16 protein-coding genes, 1 tRNA gene and 1 pseudogene are annotated in these 19,279 nt (G+C 67.9%); 5 read left to right on the forward strand and 13 right to left on the reverse strand.

All coding sequences use genetic code 11. The features are described 5' to 3' along the window. Positions 1-167 precede the first annotated feature (167 nt). Positions 168-3,527, reverse strand: coding sequence for a serine hydrolase (locus AB0L60_RS35650; protein WP_364623588.1), 3,360 nt, complete (start codon positions 3,525-3,527; stop codon positions 168-170). A gap of 201 nt (positions 3,528-3,728) precedes the next feature. On the opposite strand from AB0L60_RS35650, the gene AB0L60_RS35655 reads away from it, so the two are divergent. Next, positions 3,729-4,985 carry an FAD-dependent oxidoreductase gene (locus AB0L60_RS35655; protein ID WP_364623591.1) on the forward strand — a complete coding sequence of 419 codons (1,257 nt, stop codon included), beginning with the start codon at positions 3,729-3,731 and terminating at the stop codon, positions 4,983-4,985. Between the two features lie 56 nt (positions 4,986-5,041). On the opposite strand, the gene AB0L60_RS35660 is transcribed toward AB0L60_RS35655, so the two are convergent. Together AB0L60_RS35660 and AB0L60_RS35665 are read right to left on the reverse strand one after the other, a co-directional pair. Further along, positions 5,042-6,448, reverse strand: coding sequence for a serine hydrolase domain-containing protein (locus AB0L60_RS35660; protein ID WP_364623593.1), 1,407 nt, complete (start codon positions 6,446-6,448; stop codon positions 5,042-5,044). Then, entirely contained in the window at positions 6,445-7,389 is a 945-nt protein-coding gene (locus tag AB0L60_RS35665) for a serine hydrolase (protein WP_364623595.1), read from the reverse strand. Before AB0L60_RS35665 ends, AB0L60_RS35660 begins: the two co-directional genes overlap by 4 nt. Positions 7,390-7,513: 124 nt before the next feature. Here AB0L60_RS35665 and AB0L60_RS35670 point away from each other — a divergent pair, with 124 nt between their 5' ends. After that, positions 7,514-9,259: an MFS transporter gene (locus AB0L60_RS35670; RefSeq protein ID WP_364623598.1), complete on the forward strand. Its 1,746-nt coding sequence runs from the start codon at positions 7,514-7,516 to the stop codon at positions 9,257-9,259. On the opposite strand, the gene AB0L60_RS35675 is transcribed toward AB0L60_RS35670, so the two are convergent. From AB0L60_RS35675 to AB0L60_RS35690, 4 genes are all read right to left on the reverse strand, one after another. Beyond that, positions 9,227-10,774 carry a helix-turn-helix domain-containing protein gene (locus AB0L60_RS35675; RefSeq protein ID WP_364623601.1) on the reverse strand — a complete coding sequence of 516 codons (1,548 nt, stop codon included), beginning with the start codon at positions 10,772-10,774 and terminating at the stop codon, positions 9,227-9,229. The genes AB0L60_RS35670 and AB0L60_RS35675 overlap by 33 nt on opposite strands. Before the next feature lie 143 nt (positions 10,775-10,917). Continuing rightward, positions 10,918-11,586: a TetR/AcrR family transcriptional regulator gene (locus tag AB0L60_RS35680; protein WP_364623604.1), complete on the reverse strand. Its 669-nt coding sequence runs from the start codon at positions 11,584-11,586 to the stop codon at positions 10,918-10,920. Positions 11,587-11,984: 398 nt separating this feature from the next. Further along, positions 11,985-12,056 (reverse strand) — tRNA-Val (locus AB0L60_RS35685). 62 nt (positions 12,057-12,118) lie between these two features. Then, positions 12,119-12,967: a hypothetical protein gene (locus AB0L60_RS35690; protein ID WP_364623608.1), complete on the reverse strand. Its 849-nt coding sequence runs from the start codon at positions 12,965-12,967 to the stop codon at positions 12,119-12,121. Between the two features lie 79 nt (positions 12,968-13,046). On the opposite strand from AB0L60_RS35690, the gene AB0L60_RS35695 reads away from it, so the two are divergent. After that, a complete protein-coding gene (locus AB0L60_RS35695; protein WP_364623611.1) occupies positions 13,047-13,349 on the forward strand; it encodes a hypothetical protein in 303 nt (100 codons plus the stop codon). 451 nt (positions 13,350-13,800) lie between these two features. Here AB0L60_RS35695 and AB0L60_RS35700 read toward each other — a convergent pair whose 3' ends face one another. Continuing rightward, complete coding sequence (locus tag AB0L60_RS35700; protein ID WP_364623614.1) at positions 13,801-14,133, reverse strand: hypothetical protein; 333 nt, start codon at positions 14,131-14,133, stop codon at positions 13,801-13,803. A 176-nt stretch (positions 14,134-14,309) separates the two neighbouring features. Here AB0L60_RS35700 and AB0L60_RS35705 point away from each other — a divergent pair. Further along, positions 14,310-14,789, forward strand: a pseudogene (locus AB0L60_RS35705) (putative zinc-binding metallopeptidase); the annotation flags it as partial. Between the two features lie 87 nt (positions 14,790-14,876). Here AB0L60_RS35705 and AB0L60_RS35710 read toward each other — a convergent pair. The 3 genes from AB0L60_RS35710 to AB0L60_RS35720 all read right to left on the reverse strand — a co-directional run bounded on the left by AB0L60_RS35710 (position 14,877) and on the right by AB0L60_RS35720 (position 16,853). Beyond that, positions 14,877-15,317, reverse strand: coding sequence for a PIN domain-containing protein (locus AB0L60_RS35710; protein WP_364623617.1), 441 nt, complete (start codon positions 15,315-15,317; stop codon positions 14,877-14,879). Then, positions 15,314-15,538: a ribbon-helix-helix protein, CopG family gene (locus AB0L60_RS35715; RefSeq protein ID WP_364623620.1), complete on the reverse strand. Its 225-nt coding sequence runs from the start codon at positions 15,536-15,538 to the stop codon at positions 15,314-15,316. The genes AB0L60_RS35710 and AB0L60_RS35715 overlap by 4 nt, the downstream gene beginning before the upstream one ends. Positions 15,539-15,611: 73 nt before the next feature. After that, positions 15,612-16,853, reverse strand: a complete 1,242-nt coding sequence (locus tag AB0L60_RS35720) for a cytochrome P450 (RefSeq protein ID WP_364623623.1) — start codon at positions 16,851-16,853, stop codon at positions 15,612-15,614. Between the two features lie 365 nt (positions 16,854-17,218). Here AB0L60_RS35720 and AB0L60_RS35725 point away from each other — a divergent pair, with 365 nt between their 5' ends. After that, on the forward strand, positions 17,219-17,443 hold the full coding sequence (locus AB0L60_RS35725; protein ID WP_364623626.1) for a hypothetical protein: 225 nt from the start codon (positions 17,219-17,221) through the stop codon (positions 17,441-17,443). Between the two features lie 50 nt (positions 17,444-17,493). Here the strand turns inward: AB0L60_RS35725 and AB0L60_RS35730 are convergent, their stop codons facing one another. Both AB0L60_RS35730 and AB0L60_RS35735 read right to left on the reverse strand, forming a co-directional pair. Continuing rightward, positions 17,494-18,612 carry a BTAD domain-containing putative transcriptional regulator gene (locus AB0L60_RS35730; RefSeq protein ID WP_364623629.1) on the reverse strand — a complete coding sequence of 373 codons (1,119 nt, stop codon included), beginning with the start codon at positions 18,610-18,612 and terminating at the stop codon, positions 17,494-17,496. A 153-nt stretch (positions 18,613-18,765) separates the two neighbouring features. Continuing rightward, positions 18,766-19,260 carry a hypothetical protein gene (locus AB0L60_RS35735; protein ID WP_364623632.1) on the reverse strand — a complete coding sequence of 165 codons (495 nt, stop codon included), beginning with the start codon at positions 19,258-19,260 and terminating at the stop codon, positions 18,766-18,768. Positions 19,261-19,279 lie beyond the last annotated feature (19 nt).

Raw genomic sequence — 19,279 nt, forward strand, 5'->3', positions numbered from 1 at the left:
TTCAGCCATAACCGGGAACATGCTGCCAAGCAACGCATTCCGGAATCGGTGGTTCCAACCATGATCAACCCGAACCACCCCACAACCCCTGGACCGCGATGGCGGAATCCTCGACCACGATCGACGACGGTCCTGAAACCTACCGGTCAGGACCGCCCTCAACCGGGCTACCGGGCGGGTCCGTCGCTGTTGCGGAGCCGCGCGGCGCGGCCTTGGAAGTGCAGATACCGCTCGTTGCCGGCCGTCTGGTGGAAGGTCACCGGCTTCCACGGGCCGAGTGGGGAGGTGCGGACCGCGAACTCGTTCTCGGTGATCGGTATCAGTGGCAGTTCGGTTTCGGGTTCGTACTCGGCGAGCATGCCGGTGCCGGTCGTCCGCAGCAGCAGGCCTTCGGGGGTATCGACCACCTCGATCCGGGCACCGGCTTGCTCGTACACGCCGGTGTAGCGCTGCGCGTTCACCTCGATCGGATCGGTTGCAGGACCGTAGGGTTCCGGTGCGGCGACGCCGGCCAGGGCGGCGATCTCGGCGGAGAGCTCCTCGAACAGATCGACGGCTATGCCGTTGGTGAGCACGGCGAACGCGAGCCGATGGTCGGGGAGAATTTGCAGCAGGGCGGTCTGACCGAGGGTTCCGCCGCCGTGACCGATCACCCGATGGCCGTTCCAGTCGGTGCGCCACCAGCCCAGCCCCCAGGATTCGGCCCGGAGCGGATTCGGCTGGGGCAGAACGACTTGCTCGGCCTGCATCTGCTGGACCGAGTCGGCGGCGAGCAGTCGTTGGCCGTCCGGGGCCACGCCCTCGGCGAGGTGGAGCCGGGCGAAGGTCAGCACATCGCGAGCGGTAGTGGCGATCAACCCCGCGGGCCCGGCGTGCCGAGGCAGAACCCAGCGGTCTGCTCGGCGGTACCCGCCGTCCGGCCCCGGCAGGTGCCCGGTCGCGGCCCGGTGCAACAGGGCTTCCTCGGGCAGTGTCACCGTGTGCCGCAAGCCCAGTGGCTCGAAAACCAGCTCCCGCATGGCCTGATCCCAGGTCATCCCGGTCAGCACCTCGATGACCCGGCCGGCCAGACTGAATCCCGCATTGCAGTAGGACCAGAGCGTGTCGACCGGGAGGATGCACTCGGCGTGCGCCAACTCCTCGACGTACCGTTCGAGGCAGTCGTCACCGCGTCCGGACTCCTCGGTGAAAACGTCACCATCGATGCCACCGGTGTGTGTGAGCAGATGGCGCATGGTGATTCGGGCGGTGGTGTCCGGATCGGACAGACGCAACTCCGGCAGCACCTCGACCAGCGGCGTATCGAGATCGAGCTTGCCCTGATCCACGAGGCGCAACACCGCGGTCGCGGTCCACACCTTGCTGATGGATCCGATCTGGAACAGCGAGTCGGCGGTGGCCGGAACGCCGGTCTCGATGTTCAACACGCCGTGCGCGGTCTCGATCACCTCCTCGCCGTGCGAAATGGCAAGCACCGCACCGGGAATGCCATGACGGGCCGCGAGCAGGTCGAGCCGCCGCTGCCAGTGGGCGGCATCCAGCGGTGCGATAGCGGCTCGGGAACCCGCCGGGCTGTGTGTTCGCGTGTGCCCGATGACCCAGTCGATGATTCGGCGGTTGTAGTCCGCGCGGTGCGATGGTCTGCCATCGAGGATGAACATGTGCGACGCGCCGGGGTAGATCACCAACTCGGCCGGCACGCCGCGATCCCGCAGCGCGTTGTACCACTGCTCGGCCTGACCGACTGGACAGCGCAGATCATCCGCACCCTGCAGTACCAGGGTCGGCGTGCTGACCTTGTCGACATGAGCCAGCGGCGACAGGGCGGCGACGGCCGCGGGGTCGTCCCAGAAAGTGGTCCCGAACTCGACCCGGGCGAAGTAGTCCCCCACGTCGGAGGTGCCCATGAAGCTCGTCGGATCGCAGACCACGCCACCGGCGACCACCGCGGCGAATCGGCTGGTGCGGGCCGGCAGCCAGCAGGCCGCGAAACCGCCATAGCTGTAGCCGCACAGGGCGATTCGCTTCGGATCGACCAGCCCCTCGTCGATCAGCAGGTCGATGGGCTCGAGGAAGTCACGTTCGTCACCCACACCCCACGCGCCGACCGCGGCGCGCAGGAACGTCTCTCCATATCCGTCGCTGCCCCGCGGGTTGAGCAGCAGCACCGTCCAGCCACGGGCGGCCAGCACCTGATGGTAGGCATGGGCGCTGTCCCACACCGCATTCCACGCATTGTGCGGTCCGCCGTGTACATCCACCAGCAGCGGCCCTTTCGCCACGGCCGGATCGCCGAGCAGCCAGCCGTGCACCTCGGTACCGTCGGAGACGGTGAACACCCGTTCCCGCACCGGAACCGGCGTGACATCGGGCAAGGCGGTCGCGGTATGCGCAGTGAGGACGCTTTCGGCGCCGCTGTCCAGATCGAGCACCATGATCTCGCCGAAACTCCCCGCGCCGGAGACGATCACGGCGGCGACGCCCGCCGCGGCGGCGACCGACAAGCCCGACACCACGCGATCGCCGCCCACCAGCTTGCGCACGCCCGCCTCGTCGCACCGGTAGAGGTGAGTGCACCCGCGGTCGCGCACGCAGAACAGCACCCCGCCGCCGGCGATCGAGTACGGCAGCGCACCGGGATAGCCGGAAGCGCCGGCCATGAGATTGCGATCGAATCCCGCTGTCAGATCCTTGGTTTCGCCGCCATCGACCGGGATCCGGTACAGCCGGTTGTTGCGCACCTCGATATCCGGAGTGGCGATCGCGAGCAGATTGTCGCCGTCCGCACCCCAGATCACCGCCCCCGCAACGCCGTCGAGGGGGCCGATCCGGTCGGGGATGGTCCGGGTGAGCGCGGCGTCGACGATTCGCGCCGCGGCGGCACTCACGGAGAGGTCATCGGTCATGGAGTCCGCGAAGGCCAGGCGCGTGCCGTCCGGCGACCAGGACGGCGTCCCGGCGTGGAAGTCGCCGTCGGTCACCTGCCGTACCGAACGGTCGGTGAGGTCGAGTACGAACAGGTGCGACCGCAGGCCGTGCAGCATGCCGGTGCCGTCGAACTTGTAGTGCCGCCGCGCGATCCGTGCCGGGGCCATCGGGTCGAAGCCGCCCGATGCCGCGCTTTCGTGTGGTGCGGCGATATCGACCGGCGCGGTGAACGCGATCCGGGTGCCGTCGGGGCTCCACACCGGCACTCCGGCACCCAGCCGGAGTTCGGTCAGTCGCTCCGGTTCACCACCGTCGGCGGGCAACAGCCAGAGCTGGGCCGGTCCCGCATCGGCACGCAAGAAAGCGATCGAGCGTCCGTCCGGAGACCATCGCGGACTGGTGTCGGCGACACCGCGGGTGAGCCTGACCGGTTCGCCACCCGGCCGGACCTGCCACAGCGACCGGTTGTCACGGTCGCCGTCGCGGTCCACGGTCCGCAGCACGTACACCACGCGGCTGCCGTCGGGTGCGATCGCCGGGTCCGACGGCAACGCCACCCGATCCAGGTCGGCGAGCTCCAGGGGTCGAGGATTCGTCACGTCATTGCTCCTTCTCCGTTCGGTTGCTCCATGGTGGTGGCGAGAATTCGCGGCGGCCTCGTGGCCGACGACGAACCGGCGGCGCCGGATTCATGCGTCCCGACGAGGCGCGCCACCGCCGTCGGCTCGATGCTCGAGGAGCCGCACTGCGCCGGAACGTTTTCGGTGATCAGGGGTGCGGCCGGTTGAGGAAGGAGCGGTATGTCTGGATCGCAGAGCTCACGGATGCCCGAAAGAGTGGTGATCGTCGGAGCCGGGATCGTCGGCCTGTCGTGCGCGTGGTCGCTGCAGGAGCGCGGCGTCGAGGTGGAGGTGCTCGACCGGGCGCATCCCGGCGCGGGCGCTTCCTGGGGTAATGCCGGATATCTGACGCCCTCGCTCACCGTGCCGCTCCCCGAGCCGTCCCTGCTGCGTTACGGGATCCGCGCCGTGCTCGATCCGCGCTCGCCGGTCCGGCTGCCGGTCCGCGCGGACGCCGCGCTCGCCCGTTTCCTGCTGCGGACGATCCGGCATTGCACCGGCGCCCGGTGGGCGCAGGCGATGGCGATCTATCGAGGGCTGAACGCGCAGATCCTCACCTCGTTCGACCGCCAGCGTGACGGCGGAATCCCGGTGGGCGACAAGGAGACCGACGTGGTCGCCGCCTTCGCCGAAGCGCATCAGGCCGCCGGACTGCTGCACGAGTTCGAGGGCATCGTCGGCAGTGGCCAAGCGGTGGACATCCGGATGCTGACCGGCGTGCAGGCGCGCGCGCTCACGCCCCAGCTGTCGGGCCGGATCGGTTGTGCCGTACAGATTCTCGGCCAGCGATATCTGGACCCGGTGGCCTATGTCGGCGCGCTGGCGGACCAGGTCCGCGCCCGTGGGGCGAAGATCACCGAAGGTATCGCGGTCACCGCCGTGGAGCGGCGCGGCAGCACGATCTCGATCCACGCCGGCCGGACTCAGCGGGTGGCGGACGCGGTGATCCTCGCCAATGGCGCGTGGCTGCCGGAACTGGCTCGGCCGCACGGCGTTCGGATGCCGCAGTTCGGTGGCCGCGGGTACAGCTTCAGCGTGCCGACGGTCGAGCCGCTGCGTGGACCGCTGTACCTTCCCGCGACCCGGGCCGCGTTGACTCCGCGCGGGGATCGCGTGCGCATCGCGGGTGTCATGGAGTTCCAGCGCCCGGACGCTCCCCTCGACCGGGCCCGGATCGCCGCGACGCTACGCAGTGTGCGGCCGCTGGTGGAAGGCTTGGACTGGTCCGATGTGCGCGAGGAATGGGTCGGCGCACGACCGTTGACCGCCGACGGTCTTCCCTTGATCGGCGGCACGGCCACCGAGGGGGTGTACGTCGCGGGCGGTCACGGCATGTGGGGTGTCACCCTCGGGCCGCTGACGGGACAGCTGTTGGCGAAACTGATGTGCACCGGGGTGCGACCTCGTGAGCTCGCCGCGCTGGACCCGCTGCGCTGAACGCCGAATCCCGTCCGCCGGAACGACAGTGCGCCGGCGGACGGAGATCGAGACGGTCACAAGCCGGGACTGCCCTCGGTTCTCGGCATGCTGCACGATCCGAACTGCATGTAGGTGGTGCCGTCCGCGAGTCGATAGAACGTCGCGGGCAGCCACGTGTCGTCGCTCTCGGCGTAGCCGACGAATCGGTCCTCGGCCACCGGGATCATCCGGAACAGGCGCTCGGGGAAGTGATTCGCGCGCGCCCCGACGGGAACCATCCGGATGTCGAGTCCGTCACCGGCCTCGGTCACCTCCCACCGCAGGCTCGGCCGCTCGTAGACCCCGGTCCAGCGGCTCGCGTCCACCCGGACCGGTTCGTCGGGCGGGCCGAACGGTTTCGGCGTGCCGACGCCGACCAGCTCGGCGATCTCGGCGCACAGTTCCGTCATGGCCGCGATCGCGCGACCGCCGTTGGTGAGCAAGGTGAATGCCAGACGATGCGCGGGCAGCACCCGCAGCAGCGCGTTCTGGCCGATGGTGCCGCCGTCGTGGCCGATCACCCGCTGCCCGTTCCAGTCCATGCGGAACCAGCCCAGCCCCCAGGAATCGAGCCCAGGCCACAGATCGGGGCCGGGCAGCACCGCTTGTTCGGCCTGCATCTGCCCGACCAGGTCTTCGGAGAGCAGTCGCTGCCCGTCCGCCGCCACACCGTGATCGAGATGCATTCGCGCGAAGGCGATCACGTCGCGAACGGTGGAGTTGATGAGCCCGGCGGGGCCTGCGCATCGGGGCAGGACCCACACGGCCGCGCGGCGCGGTCGGCCATCGGGTCCCGGCAGATGTCCGACCGCGGCACTGTGCAGGATGGCCTGCTCGGGCAGTGTCACGGTGCGGCTCAGGCCGAGCGGAGCGAAGAGCAGGTCGGCCATGGCCGCGTCCCAGGTCATTCCGGTGAGCACCTCGATCACCCGCCCGGCCAGGATGAAACCGGAGTTGCCGTAGGACCAGGTGGCGCCGAGCGGATGGATGGGCGGCAAGTCCGCCATACCGGGAAGATAACGTTCGAGGCAGTCATCGCCACGGCCGCTGTCGGCGAAGGTGTCGCCGTCGATGCCGCTGGTGTGGGTCAGCAAGTGCCGCATGGTGATTCGCCGCGTTGTGTCCGGGTCCGCGAGCCGCAACCCCGGCAAGACCTGTTGCAGTGGCGCGTCGAGATCGAGTCGGCCCTGATCGACCAGCCGCATCACCGCGGTGGCGGTCCATACCTTGGTGATCGAACCGATCTGGAACAGCGAGTCGACGGTGGTCTCGACGCCGGTGTCGACATTGAGCACGCCGTGCGCGGCCTCGATGAACCGGTCGCCGTGGGAAATCGCCAGCACCGCACCGGGAATCGCGTGCCGGGCGGCGATCTCCGCCAGCCTGTGCCGCCAGTGCTCGGCATCCAGTTCCGCGGGTGCCGTGCCGGGAAATGCGGTCATGCTGCGACTCCTTCGTTGCGCAGGGCTGATACGGCCAGGCGGGCGGCCTCGCCGATGGCGGTGTCGATGGCGGGGGCCCGCTGGGCGGGAGAGTCGGCGACGGTGAAAACCGCGACCGCGTAACGCCTTCCGTCGGGGAAGGTGAGCACGCCCGCCTCGTTGCGGATGTACGGCAGGGTGCCGGTCTTGGCTCCGATGAGTACCTCGTCACCGAAACCGGAGGAGATCCGGTGCGGCCAGATCTGCTGATGCATGATCGTGCGCACCTGCTCGCAGGCCGGCGCCGGGCCGGCGGTGTCCTGCCAGATCGAGGCGAGCAGGGTGGTGATCTCCCGGGGCGTGCTGGCCGTGGTGCGGTCCGGATCGCACACCGCCAGCGCGCGGAACTGGTCGGGAGTCGCCGCCGCGAACAGGGCCTGCAGGTCGGTGCGGTCGATGGCGGAGAACTGCGCGGCGAGCTCGTCGGCCATGGTGGCGAACAGGTCCTCGCAGCCGCCGATGATTCGGGTACGCCGCAGCCCAAGCTCGGCGAGCACGGTCCGCACCGCGTCCACGCCGACCCGGCGCAGCAGCACGTCGGTGGCGGCATTGTCGCTCATGGTCAGTGCGAACAGGGCCAGGTCCCGCCAGCTCATCTCGACGTCGTCGGCACATCCGGCGGTTCCGACGCCACCGATCCTGTCCCGGGCGGTCACCCTGGTTCGTCCGGCCGGATCGAGTTCGCCCGCCACCACCTGCCGGGCGTAGGTGAGCACGACAGGAATCTTGAACACCGAGGCGAGCACCACCGGGTCGTCGGCGTCCAGCCCGAGTTCGCGGTCGCCGTCGACCTCCCTGGCATGCAGGTATCCCCTGGCGCCGACGGTGCGGAACAGCTCGGTGATGCGCCCGCCGATCGGCGGCGCCTCGGACCTGTCGTCGCCTCGTATCGAGGTTGTCATGGGTCTCCTTCGAGATCGTCGAATGCCTTTCATGGTGATGACCATCACAGGTCCGTTCCTCGTGGCCGATGACGAATCAACGGCTCGGCATTCGTGTTTTTCGACGAGGGCGAACACGGATCCCATGGCGATGCTCGACAGTGCCGACGACAGTGAGGAGTACTGCCATGACCAGATCCCGGACAACGAAATCCGGTGCGCCCCAATGAGGGAGACATCGGTACCGCGCCCCTCGCGCACACGGCCGAGCGCCGACGAGGTCCGGTCGCCGGACGCGTGGCTGACCCTGCTCGCGGTCGCCGTCGGTTCCCTGGTGGTGCTCATCGACGGCGGCGCGGTGATGGTCGCGATGCCTGCTATCGCGGCGGATCTCTACGCGAGTCCCTCCGGGGTCCAGTGGGTCGGCAACGGACAGCTGCTCGCACTCGCGGGGCTGACGATCCCGGCGGGCACGATCGCCGACCGGATCGGACGCAAGAAGGCATTCCTCACCGGCATAGGCGGATTCGCGGTGTGCTCACTGCTGTGCGGGTTCGCACCGTCGGTCGGCGTACTGATCGCCACCCGCGTCGCGCAAGGGGCCTTCGCGGCGTTGCTGATGCCCGCCGGACTGGCGGCGATCCGGGCAGTGTTCCCGGCACACCGTTTGCCGATGGCGGTGGGCGTCATGGGCTCGGTCGCGGCGGTCGCGGCGGCGGGCGGTCCACTGTTGGGCGGAATGCTTGTCGAGCACGGAGGTTGGCGATGGACGTTCTTCGTCAATGTCCCGTTCGGCATGCTGGGCGTGGCGGTCGGCGCGTGGGCGATGACCGAGTCCGCCGTGCGCAAGGCCGAGCGCCCGGACCTGCTCGGTGCGGCCACGTCGGCGATCGCGATCGCCGGTATCGTCTGGGCGATCACCGACGCGCAGGATCACGGCTGGGGTTCCGGGCGGGTCCTCGGCTCGGCGGGCGTCGGCGTGGTCGCTCTGATGGTTTTCGTCATGGTGGAACGCCGCGTCCGGAACCCGATGGTGCCCCTGGGATTGTTCCGCAACCGATCGTTCACCGCCGGATTGACGCTGTTGACGCTGACCGTGTCCATGCTGTCGGCGGTCATGTTCTACCTGGTGTTCTTCCTGCAAGGCGTGCAGGGCCGGGGCGAGACCGCGTCCGCCATCGCGCTGCTGCCATTGACCACGGCGTATGCCGTGTCACCTCCGGTCGCCGGTGTGCTGACCCAGAAGCTCGGCGCCAGCACCACACTCGTGCTCGGTGCGCTGTGCAATGCCGTCGCGATGCTGCTGATGCTGCGGCTGCACATCGAGTCCGGGTTCTCGGCGCTGGCCGTACCGTTGGGGCTGTTGGGCATCGGAGTCGGTTTTCTGCTGGTCGGCTCGGTGGAGTCCGTCATCGCCAGCACCCCCGTCGGCCGGGCCGGCGTCACCGCCGGTGTGAAGGAATCGGTTCAGCAACTGGGCAGTACGCTCGGCGTCGCCGTCTCGGGGACGGTGCTCATGACGCTGGTGGGTGCGAGGTTTCCCGATGCCGCCCGGCGTGTCCTCACCGGAACCTCCGCGATCGGACTGGCCGACGACCGGACGATACAGCAGGGGGTGGCGCTCGGTTTCCCGGCGACGTCGCAACAGACGTTGGGCCTGAGTCTGGAACGAACCGGCAGCTCGCCGGAGCAGGCACGGCAGATCGTGGAGGCGGTCGCCGATGTCGCGCATCGGGTCTTTCTCGACAGCCTCCATGTCGTCTACGGCGCCGGCGCCGGTGTCGCCGTGCTCACGGCCCTGCTCGCGATGATGGTGCGTGACAACACATTCCGCACGGGCGGTGGCGCTGGACGAGCGTCAGATCGCCGACCGCTTCCCCGCCGCCCGTGAACGGTGCAGCCGATGCAGGCGCAGATCGATCAGGGCCTCGAAGCGGGCGTCGGGGTCGGTGAGATCCAGCCCGCCGACCTCACACAGGCGGCCGAGCCGGTAGCGAAAGGTGTTGGGGTGCACGTGGACCATGCTCGCGGCCCTGGTGATGTCGCCGAACGCCTCCAGGTACGCGGCGAGCGTGCCGGTCAGATCGCCACGATGCTCGGCGTCGTAGTGCAGCAGCCGTGCCACCGCGTCACCGTACGGGCGTTCGTCCCGGACCGCCGCGTCGGCCAGGCAGACCAGCATCAGGTCCGTCCGCACCGATCGGATTGTGGCCAAACGATTTCCGCGCTCACGCTCCCGAAGGATGCGCAGGACACGTTCCGCATCGCCCCGGGAGAGCGCTATCGCTTCCGGTTCCCGCACGGTCCGGCCGATGCCGACGCGGAGTCCGGTGCGCTCGCCCATCCGCTCCAGGAAGTCACCGCCCACCCGCAACGCCGTCGATTCGCCGTCCCTGCGATCCGGAAGAGGCAGCACGCCGTAGACAATATCGCCGAGCATGGTCGCCGTCGCCGAAGGATGGAGTGCGCTGAGGTGCAGTGTGAGCGCGTCGGCCACGCGCCGGATCTCGGCCGCGCGCGCGATCCCGTCACCGTCGTCGCCGGGCGGGTCCAGCTCGAGCGCGAGCACACAGACGGATTTGCCGTAGATGCCCAGCAGCCGCGCGGCCTCCGAGGGATCGCCGGTTCGTTCGAGCAGGCGGTCCGTCAGCTCGGCCCGGGGGTGCGCGTCGCCCGTCCGCCCGGCGCGCTCACGCAACAGATGCAACGCGACGCTCGTGGTTGCCTCGATGAACGCGCGACGGCGGTGTTCGGTCAGAGGCTCGGAAACGACCGCCCACAGGAAGCCGAGCACCTCCTCGCCCGCGCGCACCGAGATCGCGATGCGCGGTTTGAATCCATCGATCAGCGCCGGCACGTAGACAGGTTCCCGGCTCCGGTAGAGCTCGCGAAAGACCCCCTGTTCGAGGAGCATTCGCTGATACTCCTCGGGCACCTGCCGGCCGAGCACGGTCTGCACCCGGCCCTCGTCGGTTTGGTCCTGCCCACTGGAGAACGCGAGCACCCGCGACGATCGGTCCTCGATCGTGACGGGCGCGTCCAGCAGCGCGCCGATCGCGTTGGCGAGCTGGAACAGATCCCCATCGGGATAGGCGGTGACACCGCGGTGAGCAGGCCCGGATTGATCGATCAGTCCGCGCAACAGGACGACAAGCTGCTCCCAGGACGCCGCCCGGCTGACCTCGAGCACGGTGATTCCGGCCGCTGTCGCCGCCTGCCGGACCGCGCCGTCCACGGGTGCCTTGAGCAGCAGCGCGGCGGCTCGACTGCGGTGCAGATCGGCGAGTAGCGCTGTGGCACTGTCGGTATCGGAAATGCCGACGCCCAGCAGCAGGCCATCGGGAGCGACTTCGACGCCGTCCGCCGGATCGTAGATCGACACCGATCCGACCGGCCGCTCGCTCATGAGCGAGCCAGTAACCCGGCGTAGCAATGTGCTCCCCAGGGCATCGACGATCGCACCCAGACGCGGGTGCGGCCGGCCGGTCCCGGACTCCCCAGCCTGCGCATCCGCAATAGCTGTCGTCGCCATCGCCGCGGCATGTCTGATCATGCTCTGCCTCCGAGCCCTTCGAGCGGTGCGACCAGCAGCGCCAGCCCAGCCTCGAAGATGTCGTCCTCCGCTGGCCGGTGCGCGAGCAGCGGACCGAGTTGCCGCAGTGCCGGATACTGCTGCCGGGGCAGCGCGGCGAACTGCGACGCCGCTTCGACCCACTGCGCCGAGTCCATGCTCTCCAGTTCCAGATGACACAGTGCGCACCCGAGCACGAATCGACCGAAAACCGCGAGCAGATCCATGGCCCGAGGAGCTCCGACTCCGCATCCGAGCAGGATCGCGGCGAGGTGTTCGTCGATCCGGAGCTGAGCCGGAATCGGCACCTGCCCCGAATTGAGCAGGTGCAGCCCCGGATACCGCAACAGCAGACGATAGTGCGCGCGCAGGATCTCCTTGACGGCCTCCGCGGGCGGCAGCTCCGCAGACGGCAATTCGACCTGCCCCAGCAGTCGATCGAGCACCGCCAGCAGCAGCGTCTCCTTGTCGCGGAAGTGCCGATACAGGGACATCGCGTTGACATCCAGCGTCTCGGCGACCGCGCGCATCGTGACACCGTCGAGCCCGCGCGCATCCACGACGTCCATGGCCGCGGCGAGAATCCGGTCCCTGTTCAATGTCCCGCGCGGCGTCTGCCGCCTGGAAGTCGCACTTCCGCTCACCATTTCGCCTCCTCCGGCGGTCCCGGAGTCAAAGTAGCATACGCTGTAGACTACGGGGTCGAAACCGAATCAGCTGACGGCCGTCGACACCGAAGGCAGAGCCCAGGTGGCAGGCGCTGCAACCAGAAGGTCGAAACCGAACTGCGCACCGTCGCGACGTGCTGCCGGCGCACGGGGCGTGGGCTGGCACGCCATTGCAAATCGACGTGGACGATGTGAGCGGCGAGAGATTGTCCGGCGCAAAGGATGTCGCACAGGAGGATCAGAGCTGCCGAGATATCCGTCGAACCGACTGCATTTCGGCCATTCACAGTCACAGTCGACGAACGAGACGGCGCTTCGGGTTGATACTCATATGCATCGAAGCCGCAGGCCCTCTGGCCTGCGGCTTCGCTGTGTTGTGGTTCTAGCTGGGATCGAACCAGCGACCCCTCGCGTGTGAAGCGAGTGCTCTCCCGCTGAGCTATAGAACCGTAGGTCGTCGCTCGAGGCGACTGTCCGGTTCGGGTTCTCCCCCGCTCCGGCTGAGAGAACATTAGCGCGTCCACCCACCGTCATGCCAAATCGGGTGCACCATCGCTCGCTGCGGCGCACGGTAGCCGACTCGGTCAGCGTCGCCAGGGCGTCGAATTCCGCTCGGTGAAGGCGATTTCAGCGGCAGCGACGTTGTCTTCGACGTGGGTGACCATGGCCAGATCCGCAGGAGCAAGCCGGCGCTACGGCTAATCGAACAGCTCGGCGACCGCGGCCACCGTGACAGCCAATCCGACAGCCGCTCCAGATCAGCGCATGTCAGAATCCGCTCTCGGGCAGCCCCGTCAACCTCGATCCCCCGAGCGGCCAGAACCGTGAGAATCGCCGAAGCCTCACCCGCGGCCCGGCCTTCGGCCTTGCCTTCCGCCCGACCGATCGCCTGGTGACGCCGGGCGAATTCGCTCTCCCACTGGTAGTTCTCGACCGAAATCGACATGATGGCCTCCAGCTCGATACGGGCTGCCTCAGGCAGTCGCGCGCTGATGTAGTCATGGGAAATCAGACCCCTCTCGGGCCCGAAGGTCTCGAGCGCCCGCAGCACCATCTCGAGTACTGGGCGCCGCGACTCGTCTTGCACATGCCCAGGAGCCGACAGCAGCACCAGTTCGGGCCATTCTCGCGCTTGGTCCGGGTCGGTGACCGGTCCCAACCGACCCGGCCAGTACGTGATCGGCGTGAAGACGAACCCCGGATGGCCGGTCTGGATCGGTTGTCCGACAGCCGCCGCGACTCGCTCGACCGAGCAGTAAGCGAAAAGACCGGTGCCAAGGTAATCGTCTGCGGTGGTGGGGCATTCGCGGGCAGCGATCCGGTCGCATGCCGAAACACGGCCGTATTTTTCTGGATACATGGCGGCGCCTTCGGCCGGTGTACTTTGCCAGGGTTACGGTGCCCGAGCGATCGGGTGCAGATTCACCACGGAGGATCCAATGAAGTTGCGTATTGCTGGAGTACTCGGCGCTGCCGCGGTGGCCGGGATGGTGGCGGTGCTGGTGCCCGCGACCGCGGGCGCGTCGACCGGCACCCTGGTGTCGAACGGCAGGGTTCTCGTGAACCCGTCCGGTTGTGTCCGGATCCTGCTCACCGACCTGGACACGACCACCGTGACCAACTCCACCGACCAGGACGCCACCTTCTACGCCAGCATCGACTGCTCGGGCGATCCGATCGGCACCGTGGCGGCCGGAGCGGCCGGCACGCCGCCGATGGCGGGCAGCTTCTCCATCAACTGACGACTGCGCACCTGGCCAGTGCATCGCGCCTGGCCAGGCTTCGGTTCCCCATGTCCCTCACCGCTCGACCAGGGCCGCCGAGGGCGTGAAGACGACCTGGTGCCGTTTGACCGACGCCGAGGCGGGTACGCGAATACCAAACAGATCGCGGCATACACCCGGAGGTCGAGAACCGTGGAAATCGCAAAAGGAACGCGTCTGGTCCCCATCCACGACACCGCGCTCGGTGCTTCCATTCAGGTCACAGCGGTGCGACACAACCCGATTCCGTACGCGGAGGTCCGGCCTATCGGCGGCGGCCGGGTGTGTGCGGTATCGCTCAGCGATCTGCAGCGGGATTTCCGCATCCTGCGCAAAAGCGTTTCGGCCGACAATGATTCGGCCGAGGGATAGCTTCTCGCCGCTGGATCAGTCCGCCATCTCGACACCACATCGCCGCACCGGATCAGGCTCAATACCGCGGCGGCCCGGCTGGACGCCAGACGATCGGTTCGTCGATGTCGGTCGTCACCGTCGTTCGCCTGCGTCGTTCCAGGACGATGAGCGCGGTGCCGCCGGCGAGGCCGACGGCGGCCAGGATCGTGCCGACCAGGCCCAGGGTCGGCTGATGCAGCCAGAGGGTCAGGAACGCGACGGCAGTGCCTAGGACGCCGACGAACATCAACGCGAAGCCTGCCCAGTTCCGGCTGTCCGCCAGCACCTCTCCCTGCTGCACCTGCGTTGCGCGGGAAAGATCCGCAGCGCCGTCGAGCGGCGGAAACTCCGACGCTCCTTCCGTGGTCATTGTCGATACCTCCCATCCGGCCCGGGCGACGCGCCCGACGCCTGCTCTTCGGGGGTACCCGCGGCCAGGGATCCAAACGGTGAACGCGGGAATCGCAGACAGTACGACGGGAAGGAATCCCTTGCGAGACTTCACGTGCGGTCGGTGCGGACAGCGATTGTCGTTCGAGAATTCGCGAACTCGGCCACCACTACCAGCAGGTCCTGGTGGGCGACGGCCTGCGGGAGCCGGGATTCCAAGCACTGTTCGGCGACCCCGACGAGGACTACGCGGCCGCACTGGACCGGAACTATCGGATCGGCCCGCCACCGGACTGGCCGGATCGGTTCGTGTCCGCGTATGCCGCAATGCGTCCCGTCGAGGATTGGGCCGAGACCTTCGCCCACTACCTCCATATCCGTGAAACCCTGGACACCGCAGCAGCATTCGCGATAACCCCGGCAAGCACTCGATCAGAAGTGCGGCTATGCGCCAATACCGGTTTCGATCGCCTCATCGAGCAGTGGCTGCCACTGTCATGGGCCCTCAACCAGGTCAACCGGTCGATGGGCCACCCCGACCTCTATCCCTTCGTCCTGGCCCCGCCGGCACTGGACAAGATGCGATTCATCCACGAGCTGATCTGCCGCGCAACAGCTTCGGCAAACCGGAGATAGCCGCCAGAAACCATCCGCGCCGAATCAACGCTGGACGGCCTCCAACGATCCCACCGAGCCGAGGGCCCCACTCGACCCGCATCGCTGCTACCCAGCGAAGTCGTCTGGGAGGATCTGGAAGGCGGAGTAGCGGGCCAACGGCCGGAGCGTGCGAAAGTCCCTGCGGTCCAACGTCAAGATCCTATCGGTGTCGAAGTGGTCGGCCAGCACGACGCAGGTCGCATCGACGATATCGAGATCGAGGTCGTAGTATGCCGAACGCAACTCCAGAGCCGAGCGCAACTGTGCGGCACCGATTTCCCCGAGCACAATGCGAGTAGTCGCGATACGGTCGGCCAGTTTGCCCAGCACCGCATCGGCGACCTTCCGGCCGGCACGGACGCTCGCCACATGATGCACCTCGGTCAGCGCCAGCGGGTTCACCACCAGAGCGCTCGCGGCATCCGCCGCCCGTCGGACCGCGAAATGCTCGGGATCGGACCGATTGAACAACGCGAGCAAGCCCGAAGTATCCGCGACGACAATCATGCGGGCCGATTCATCGCATCGTGGATATCGTCCTTGCCGATTGGACCGCCCATATCGAAGGTGTCCTCATCGTCGACCAGCGGCTCCCCCCAGCGACGATGCCGCATGAGGTACTCCCGAACCGCGTCCCGGGTGATCTCGTGCTTGGAGCGCCCTTCGGTCTCGGCTTGCGCCTCGAGCGCAGCCTCTTCATCGGCGGGAAAACGCATTGTCCAGGCCACAATGCGATGATACTACGTGTGATACCACCGCGGAGGGAAGACGACGGCAAGCACCTGGCGGCACCCGCAGCTCTCACACCTCGGGCAGCGGCGGCGAAGGTGTGAAGACGACCGGGAGGGCGGTCAGGGCGCGATGGAAAGGTCCTGGCCGCCAGGACAATTCGGGGCTCGGGACCGCCAGCTGGATTTCCGGGAGGGCGTCGAGCAGCTGGTCGACGGCCTCCTGGGCGATCAGATAGGCCAGCGAATTGGCGGGGCAGGAGTGCGGGCCCGCACCCCAGGCGAGATGCGAACGGTTACCCGCCAGCTCCTTGTCGCGGATGGCCGGATCGGTATTGCAGGCCGCCATGCTGATGACGACCGGTTGGTGCGCGGGCAGCCAGTAGTCGTCCAGGAGAACGGGCCGGGGCGGAAAGCTGATGCAGAAATTCGCCATCGGGGGATCGTCGAAGAGCACCGCGTCGAGCGCGTCCCGGGTGGACAGACTGCCGCCCAGCGCGCTACCGCGGAACCGGTCGTCCACCAGGAGCAGCAGCAGCGTATTGGCGATCAGATTCTGCTGTGGCTCGATACCCGCGCCGTAGAGCGTGGCCAGCTGGTGCACCATTTCGGTCTCGCTCAGCTCGGCGGGATGGCGGAGCATGCGGGTGGTGACGTCGTCGCCCGGGTGCGCTCGTTTGTACAGGGTCAGCCGCAGTAGCGCGTCCACGAGCAGCTTGTTGCCCTGCTCCGCGCCGACGCCCTCGAAAATGGCGCGGAAACCCTCCGCCGCCTGCCCCGCGATGTCCACCGGACAGCCGAGCAGCTGGTTGAGCACCCGGAATGCCAGCGGAAAAGCGTAGTCGCGCACCAGATCTGCCGATCCGGACGTACAGAACGTATTGATCAGCGACACCGCGACCCGTTCCACCGTGCTCTGCAAACCGTACTGATCGATTCCGGCCAGCCCGGCGGTAGTGATCCGCCGGTACCGCGCGTGCTCGATTCCCGCACTACGCAAGGCATTCGGCCGCCACTGCATCATCGGCAGGGCCGGACAGTCGGCGGGAACCCCTGCCTGCCACTCCCGCGGATCGGCGGGAAACCGGTCCGGATCGTTGAGAATCCTTACCGCCGTGCGATATCCGAGCACCAGCGTGGCCGGCACCCCGGGCGCCAACTCCACCGGAGCCAATGCCCCGAACTTGTCGCGCATCTCCCGATAGACCCGGTGTGGGTCGGCCGCGAACTCCGGCGTGTAGATGGGCACCCGCGCACCGGCGGCATCGGCTACCTCGGCATACCGGCCACCGGCGGTCGGCACTGACTCTGACATCGAACCCACTCCACATACTGCGCAGCACTCCACCGACGCCCGACACCGCACGTCCCGGACCCGGACCGAGGTGTCACCCTACCGACGCGAGCGCTCCCCCGTGTGCCCATCGCGATCTTTTCCGCGCGGCGTGTGCGACCGGGGGAATCCGGCCGGGTTCGACGAAATCATTGACAAGGGTGATCCGTAGTCGCAGGCTTTACGAGGCGCAATTGTTGTCTCGACAGTTGCTGCGGTATCCGGTTGTCAGTGATCGTCGCCGAAGCGGCGGGGAAAGCTGCACAGCGCACGGAGATTCGGCGGACGCGGTGTCATCCGCGTCCGATCTCATAGTTCGGACGGAACCTACCGATGCGGAGGTTGAAATGTCTGATCGCAAGGGCCGAAAACCCAGCCAGATGGCAAACAAGGCCAAGCAGGGCATGAAGGACCAGGGCCAGCGCATGGAACGTGACGTGGATCGGCTGGCCGACGACGCCAGGCGCGATATGGACCGGGTGGGCGACGGCATGAAGCGAGAGGGCCAGCGGGCGCGGTCGGACATGGAGGACCGAACCAAGGAGATGAAGCGGAAACTGCAGCACCACTAGCGCTGCCGCTCGACGATGGCCGGTCCATCGGACGATCTCCGATGGACCGGCTATTCCACCAGCTCGAAGACGAAATCGCTGGTGCCGATACGGATTTCGTCACCGTCGGACAGCACCGCGCTGTCGCTGATCCGCTCACCGTGCACGAACACCCCATTGGACGATCGCAGGTCCCGGATCACGAAGCTCAGGCCGGTGTCCACGATGACCGCGTGATGACGGCTGACCTTGCCGTGTGAGAGCACCAGGTCGTTGTCCGGCAGACGCCCGATGCACAGCGCTGTGGACCCGAGGCGGATGACCTTCCCGGTGTCGTCGCGAAGCTGCGCGGTTGCCGACGGCGAACGCTCGTCGATGATCGTGACCGCCACCGCGGCGGTCGCGGCCGCGGCCTCCTGCGCGGACAGCGGCTCCTGCCGCAGTATCCGGCCTTCGAGCTCCTGCAACTGGCGGCTCGGATCGATGCCCAGCTCGTCCGCGAGCGCGCTGCGCAGCTGCCGGCAGGCGCCCAGCGCATCGGACTGACGCCCGCACAGATAGAGCGCCGAGATCAGCTGGCACCAGAGGGGCTCGCGCAGCGGGTGCTCGGCGGCCAGGGTCATCAATTCCGGCGTGATCTCCTGTGCCCGGCCCCGGGCGATCTCCGCTTCCGCGCGGGCGGTGAGGGCGATCAGCCGTTCTTCCTCCAACGCGGTGGCGGAGGAGTCCGCGAACGACAGCTCACGCAGGTCGGCGAGCGCCGGGCCATGCCATTCGTCGAGGGCTGCGGTGAAATGGCCGGTCGCCTCATCGAAGCGACGATCGGCCATGGAACGAAGACCGAGCGTCTTCTCGGCGAGGAATCGACCCAGATCGCAGGACCGGTCGTCGATGGTGAGCCGGTACCCCGGTGCGACCGTGGCGAGGACGGCGCGGGGATCGATTCCGGCGTCGCGCAACAACTTCCGCAGTGTGGAGATCACCACCTGCATGCCGGCCCGGATGTCCGACGGGAGTTCCTCGCCCCAGGCCGCCTGCGCGAGCGCCTCCACCGAGACCGCCCGGCGGCGGTTGATGACCAGCATCGCGAGCACGGCGCGCTGCCGGGGCCCGCCGAGCCCCTGCTCGATCCCGTCGATCGTCATCCGCAACGGGCCGAGGAGCCGGAATCGAAGACGTTCGCTGGGCATGCGCTGTCCACTCCGAGGATTGCCGCGGGGCCGCACCCGCATGATCATGTCGATTATCCCTCGCCGAGCAGCGAACCGGGGGCGCCTGCATCGGTGCAGCGCCCCCGCTCACTCGCCGGCCGGAGGTACGTCGACGATTCCGCGTGGCGCCGACTACACGCCGTTGGCGCCGCCGACACCGTCGGACGGGATGCCCAGGATGCCGTCCAGCCCCAGATCGTCGGGCGAGAGGCTGTTGTCCGGGTTGTCGTAGTTCCACCCCGGGTCGGAGCCGGTGACCTCGACGCCGTAGATGTACTGGTCGAAGGTGGTCACGTCGTTGTCGTCACCGCACACGATGTGGATGTCGTAGACGCCCGGCGACAGGCCGTCCAGCCCGCTGAGGGTGTACTCGTCCGCCGGTCCGAGAAGACCGTCCAGGCTGGTGTCCTGAATCTGGCCGTTCTGCAGCGCGTCCACGATGCAGCTATCGGGCTGCGCCAGATCGACGGTGATCATGCCCTCGCCTCCGAAGGCGACGGCATACTGCTCCGGTGCGGGGGCGGCGTGGGCCGCCGCCGAGGCGATACCCGCTCCCAGTGCGGAGATTCCGATGATCGCGGCGACTGCGGAGGTCCGGGCGACGGATCGAGTGCGGTTGGTGAACATTGTGGTGACTCCTTTTTCT

This window comes from Nocardia sp. NPDC051981, assembly GCF_040680715.1.
In the GTDB taxonomy this organism is placed as follows: domain Bacteria; phylum Actinomycetota; class Actinomycetes; order Mycobacteriales; family Mycobacteriaceae; genus Nocardia.

Excerpts from the sequence above, each read along its gene's own strand:
- AB0L60_RS35655 (WP_364623591.1), top strand. The coding sequence starts at position 3,729 with ATGTCTGGATCGCAGAGCTCACGGATGCCCGAAAGAGTGGTGATCGTC.
- AB0L60_RS35660 (WP_364623593.1), bottom strand. The coding sequence starts at position 6,448 with ATGACCGCATTTCCCGGCACGGCACCCGCGGAACTGGATGCCGAGCAC.
- AB0L60_RS35665 (WP_364623595.1), bottom strand. The coding sequence starts at position 7,389 with ATGACAACCTCGATACGAGGCGACGACAGGTCCGAGGCGCCGCCGATC.
- AB0L60_RS35670 (WP_364623598.1), top strand. The coding sequence starts at position 7,514 with ATGGCGATGCTCGACAGTGCCGACGACAGTGAGGAGTACTGCCATGAC.
- AB0L60_RS35675 (WP_364623601.1), bottom strand. The coding sequence starts at position 10,774 with ATGAGCGAGCGGCCGGTCGGATCGGTGTCGATCTACGATCCGGCGGAC.
- AB0L60_RS35680 (WP_364623604.1), bottom strand. The coding sequence starts at position 11,586 with ATGGTGAGCGGAAGTGCGACTTCCAGGCGGCAGACGCCGCGCGGGACA.
- AB0L60_RS35690 (WP_364623608.1), bottom strand. The coding sequence starts at position 12,967 with ATGTATCCAGAAAAATACGGCCGTGTTTCGGCATGCGACCGGATCGCT.
- AB0L60_RS35695 (WP_364623611.1), top strand. The coding sequence starts at position 13,047 with ATGAAGTTGCGTATTGCTGGAGTACTCGGCGCTGCCGCGGTGGCCGGG.
- AB0L60_RS35700 (WP_364623614.1), bottom strand. The coding sequence starts at position 14,133 with ATGACCACGGAAGGAGCGTCGGAGTTTCCGCCGCTCGACGGCGCTGCG.
- AB0L60_RS35710 (WP_364623617.1), bottom strand. The coding sequence starts at position 15,317 with ATGATTGTCGTCGCGGATACTTCGGGCTTGCTCGCGTTGTTCAATCGG.
- AB0L60_RS35720 (WP_364623623.1), bottom strand. The coding sequence starts at position 16,853 with ATGTCAGAGTCAGTGCCGACCGCCGGTGGCCGGTATGCCGAGGTAGCC.
- AB0L60_RS35725 (WP_364623626.1), top strand. The coding sequence starts at position 17,219 with ATGTCTGATCGCAAGGGCCGAAAACCCAGCCAGATGGCAAACAAGGCC.
- AB0L60_RS35730 (WP_364623629.1), bottom strand. The coding sequence starts at position 18,612 with ATGCCCAGCGAACGTCTTCGATTCCGGCTCCTCGGCCCGTTGCGGATG.
- AB0L60_RS35735 (WP_364623632.1), bottom strand. The coding sequence starts at position 19,260 with ATGTTCACCAACCGCACTCGATCCGTCGCCCGGACCTCCGCAGTCGCC.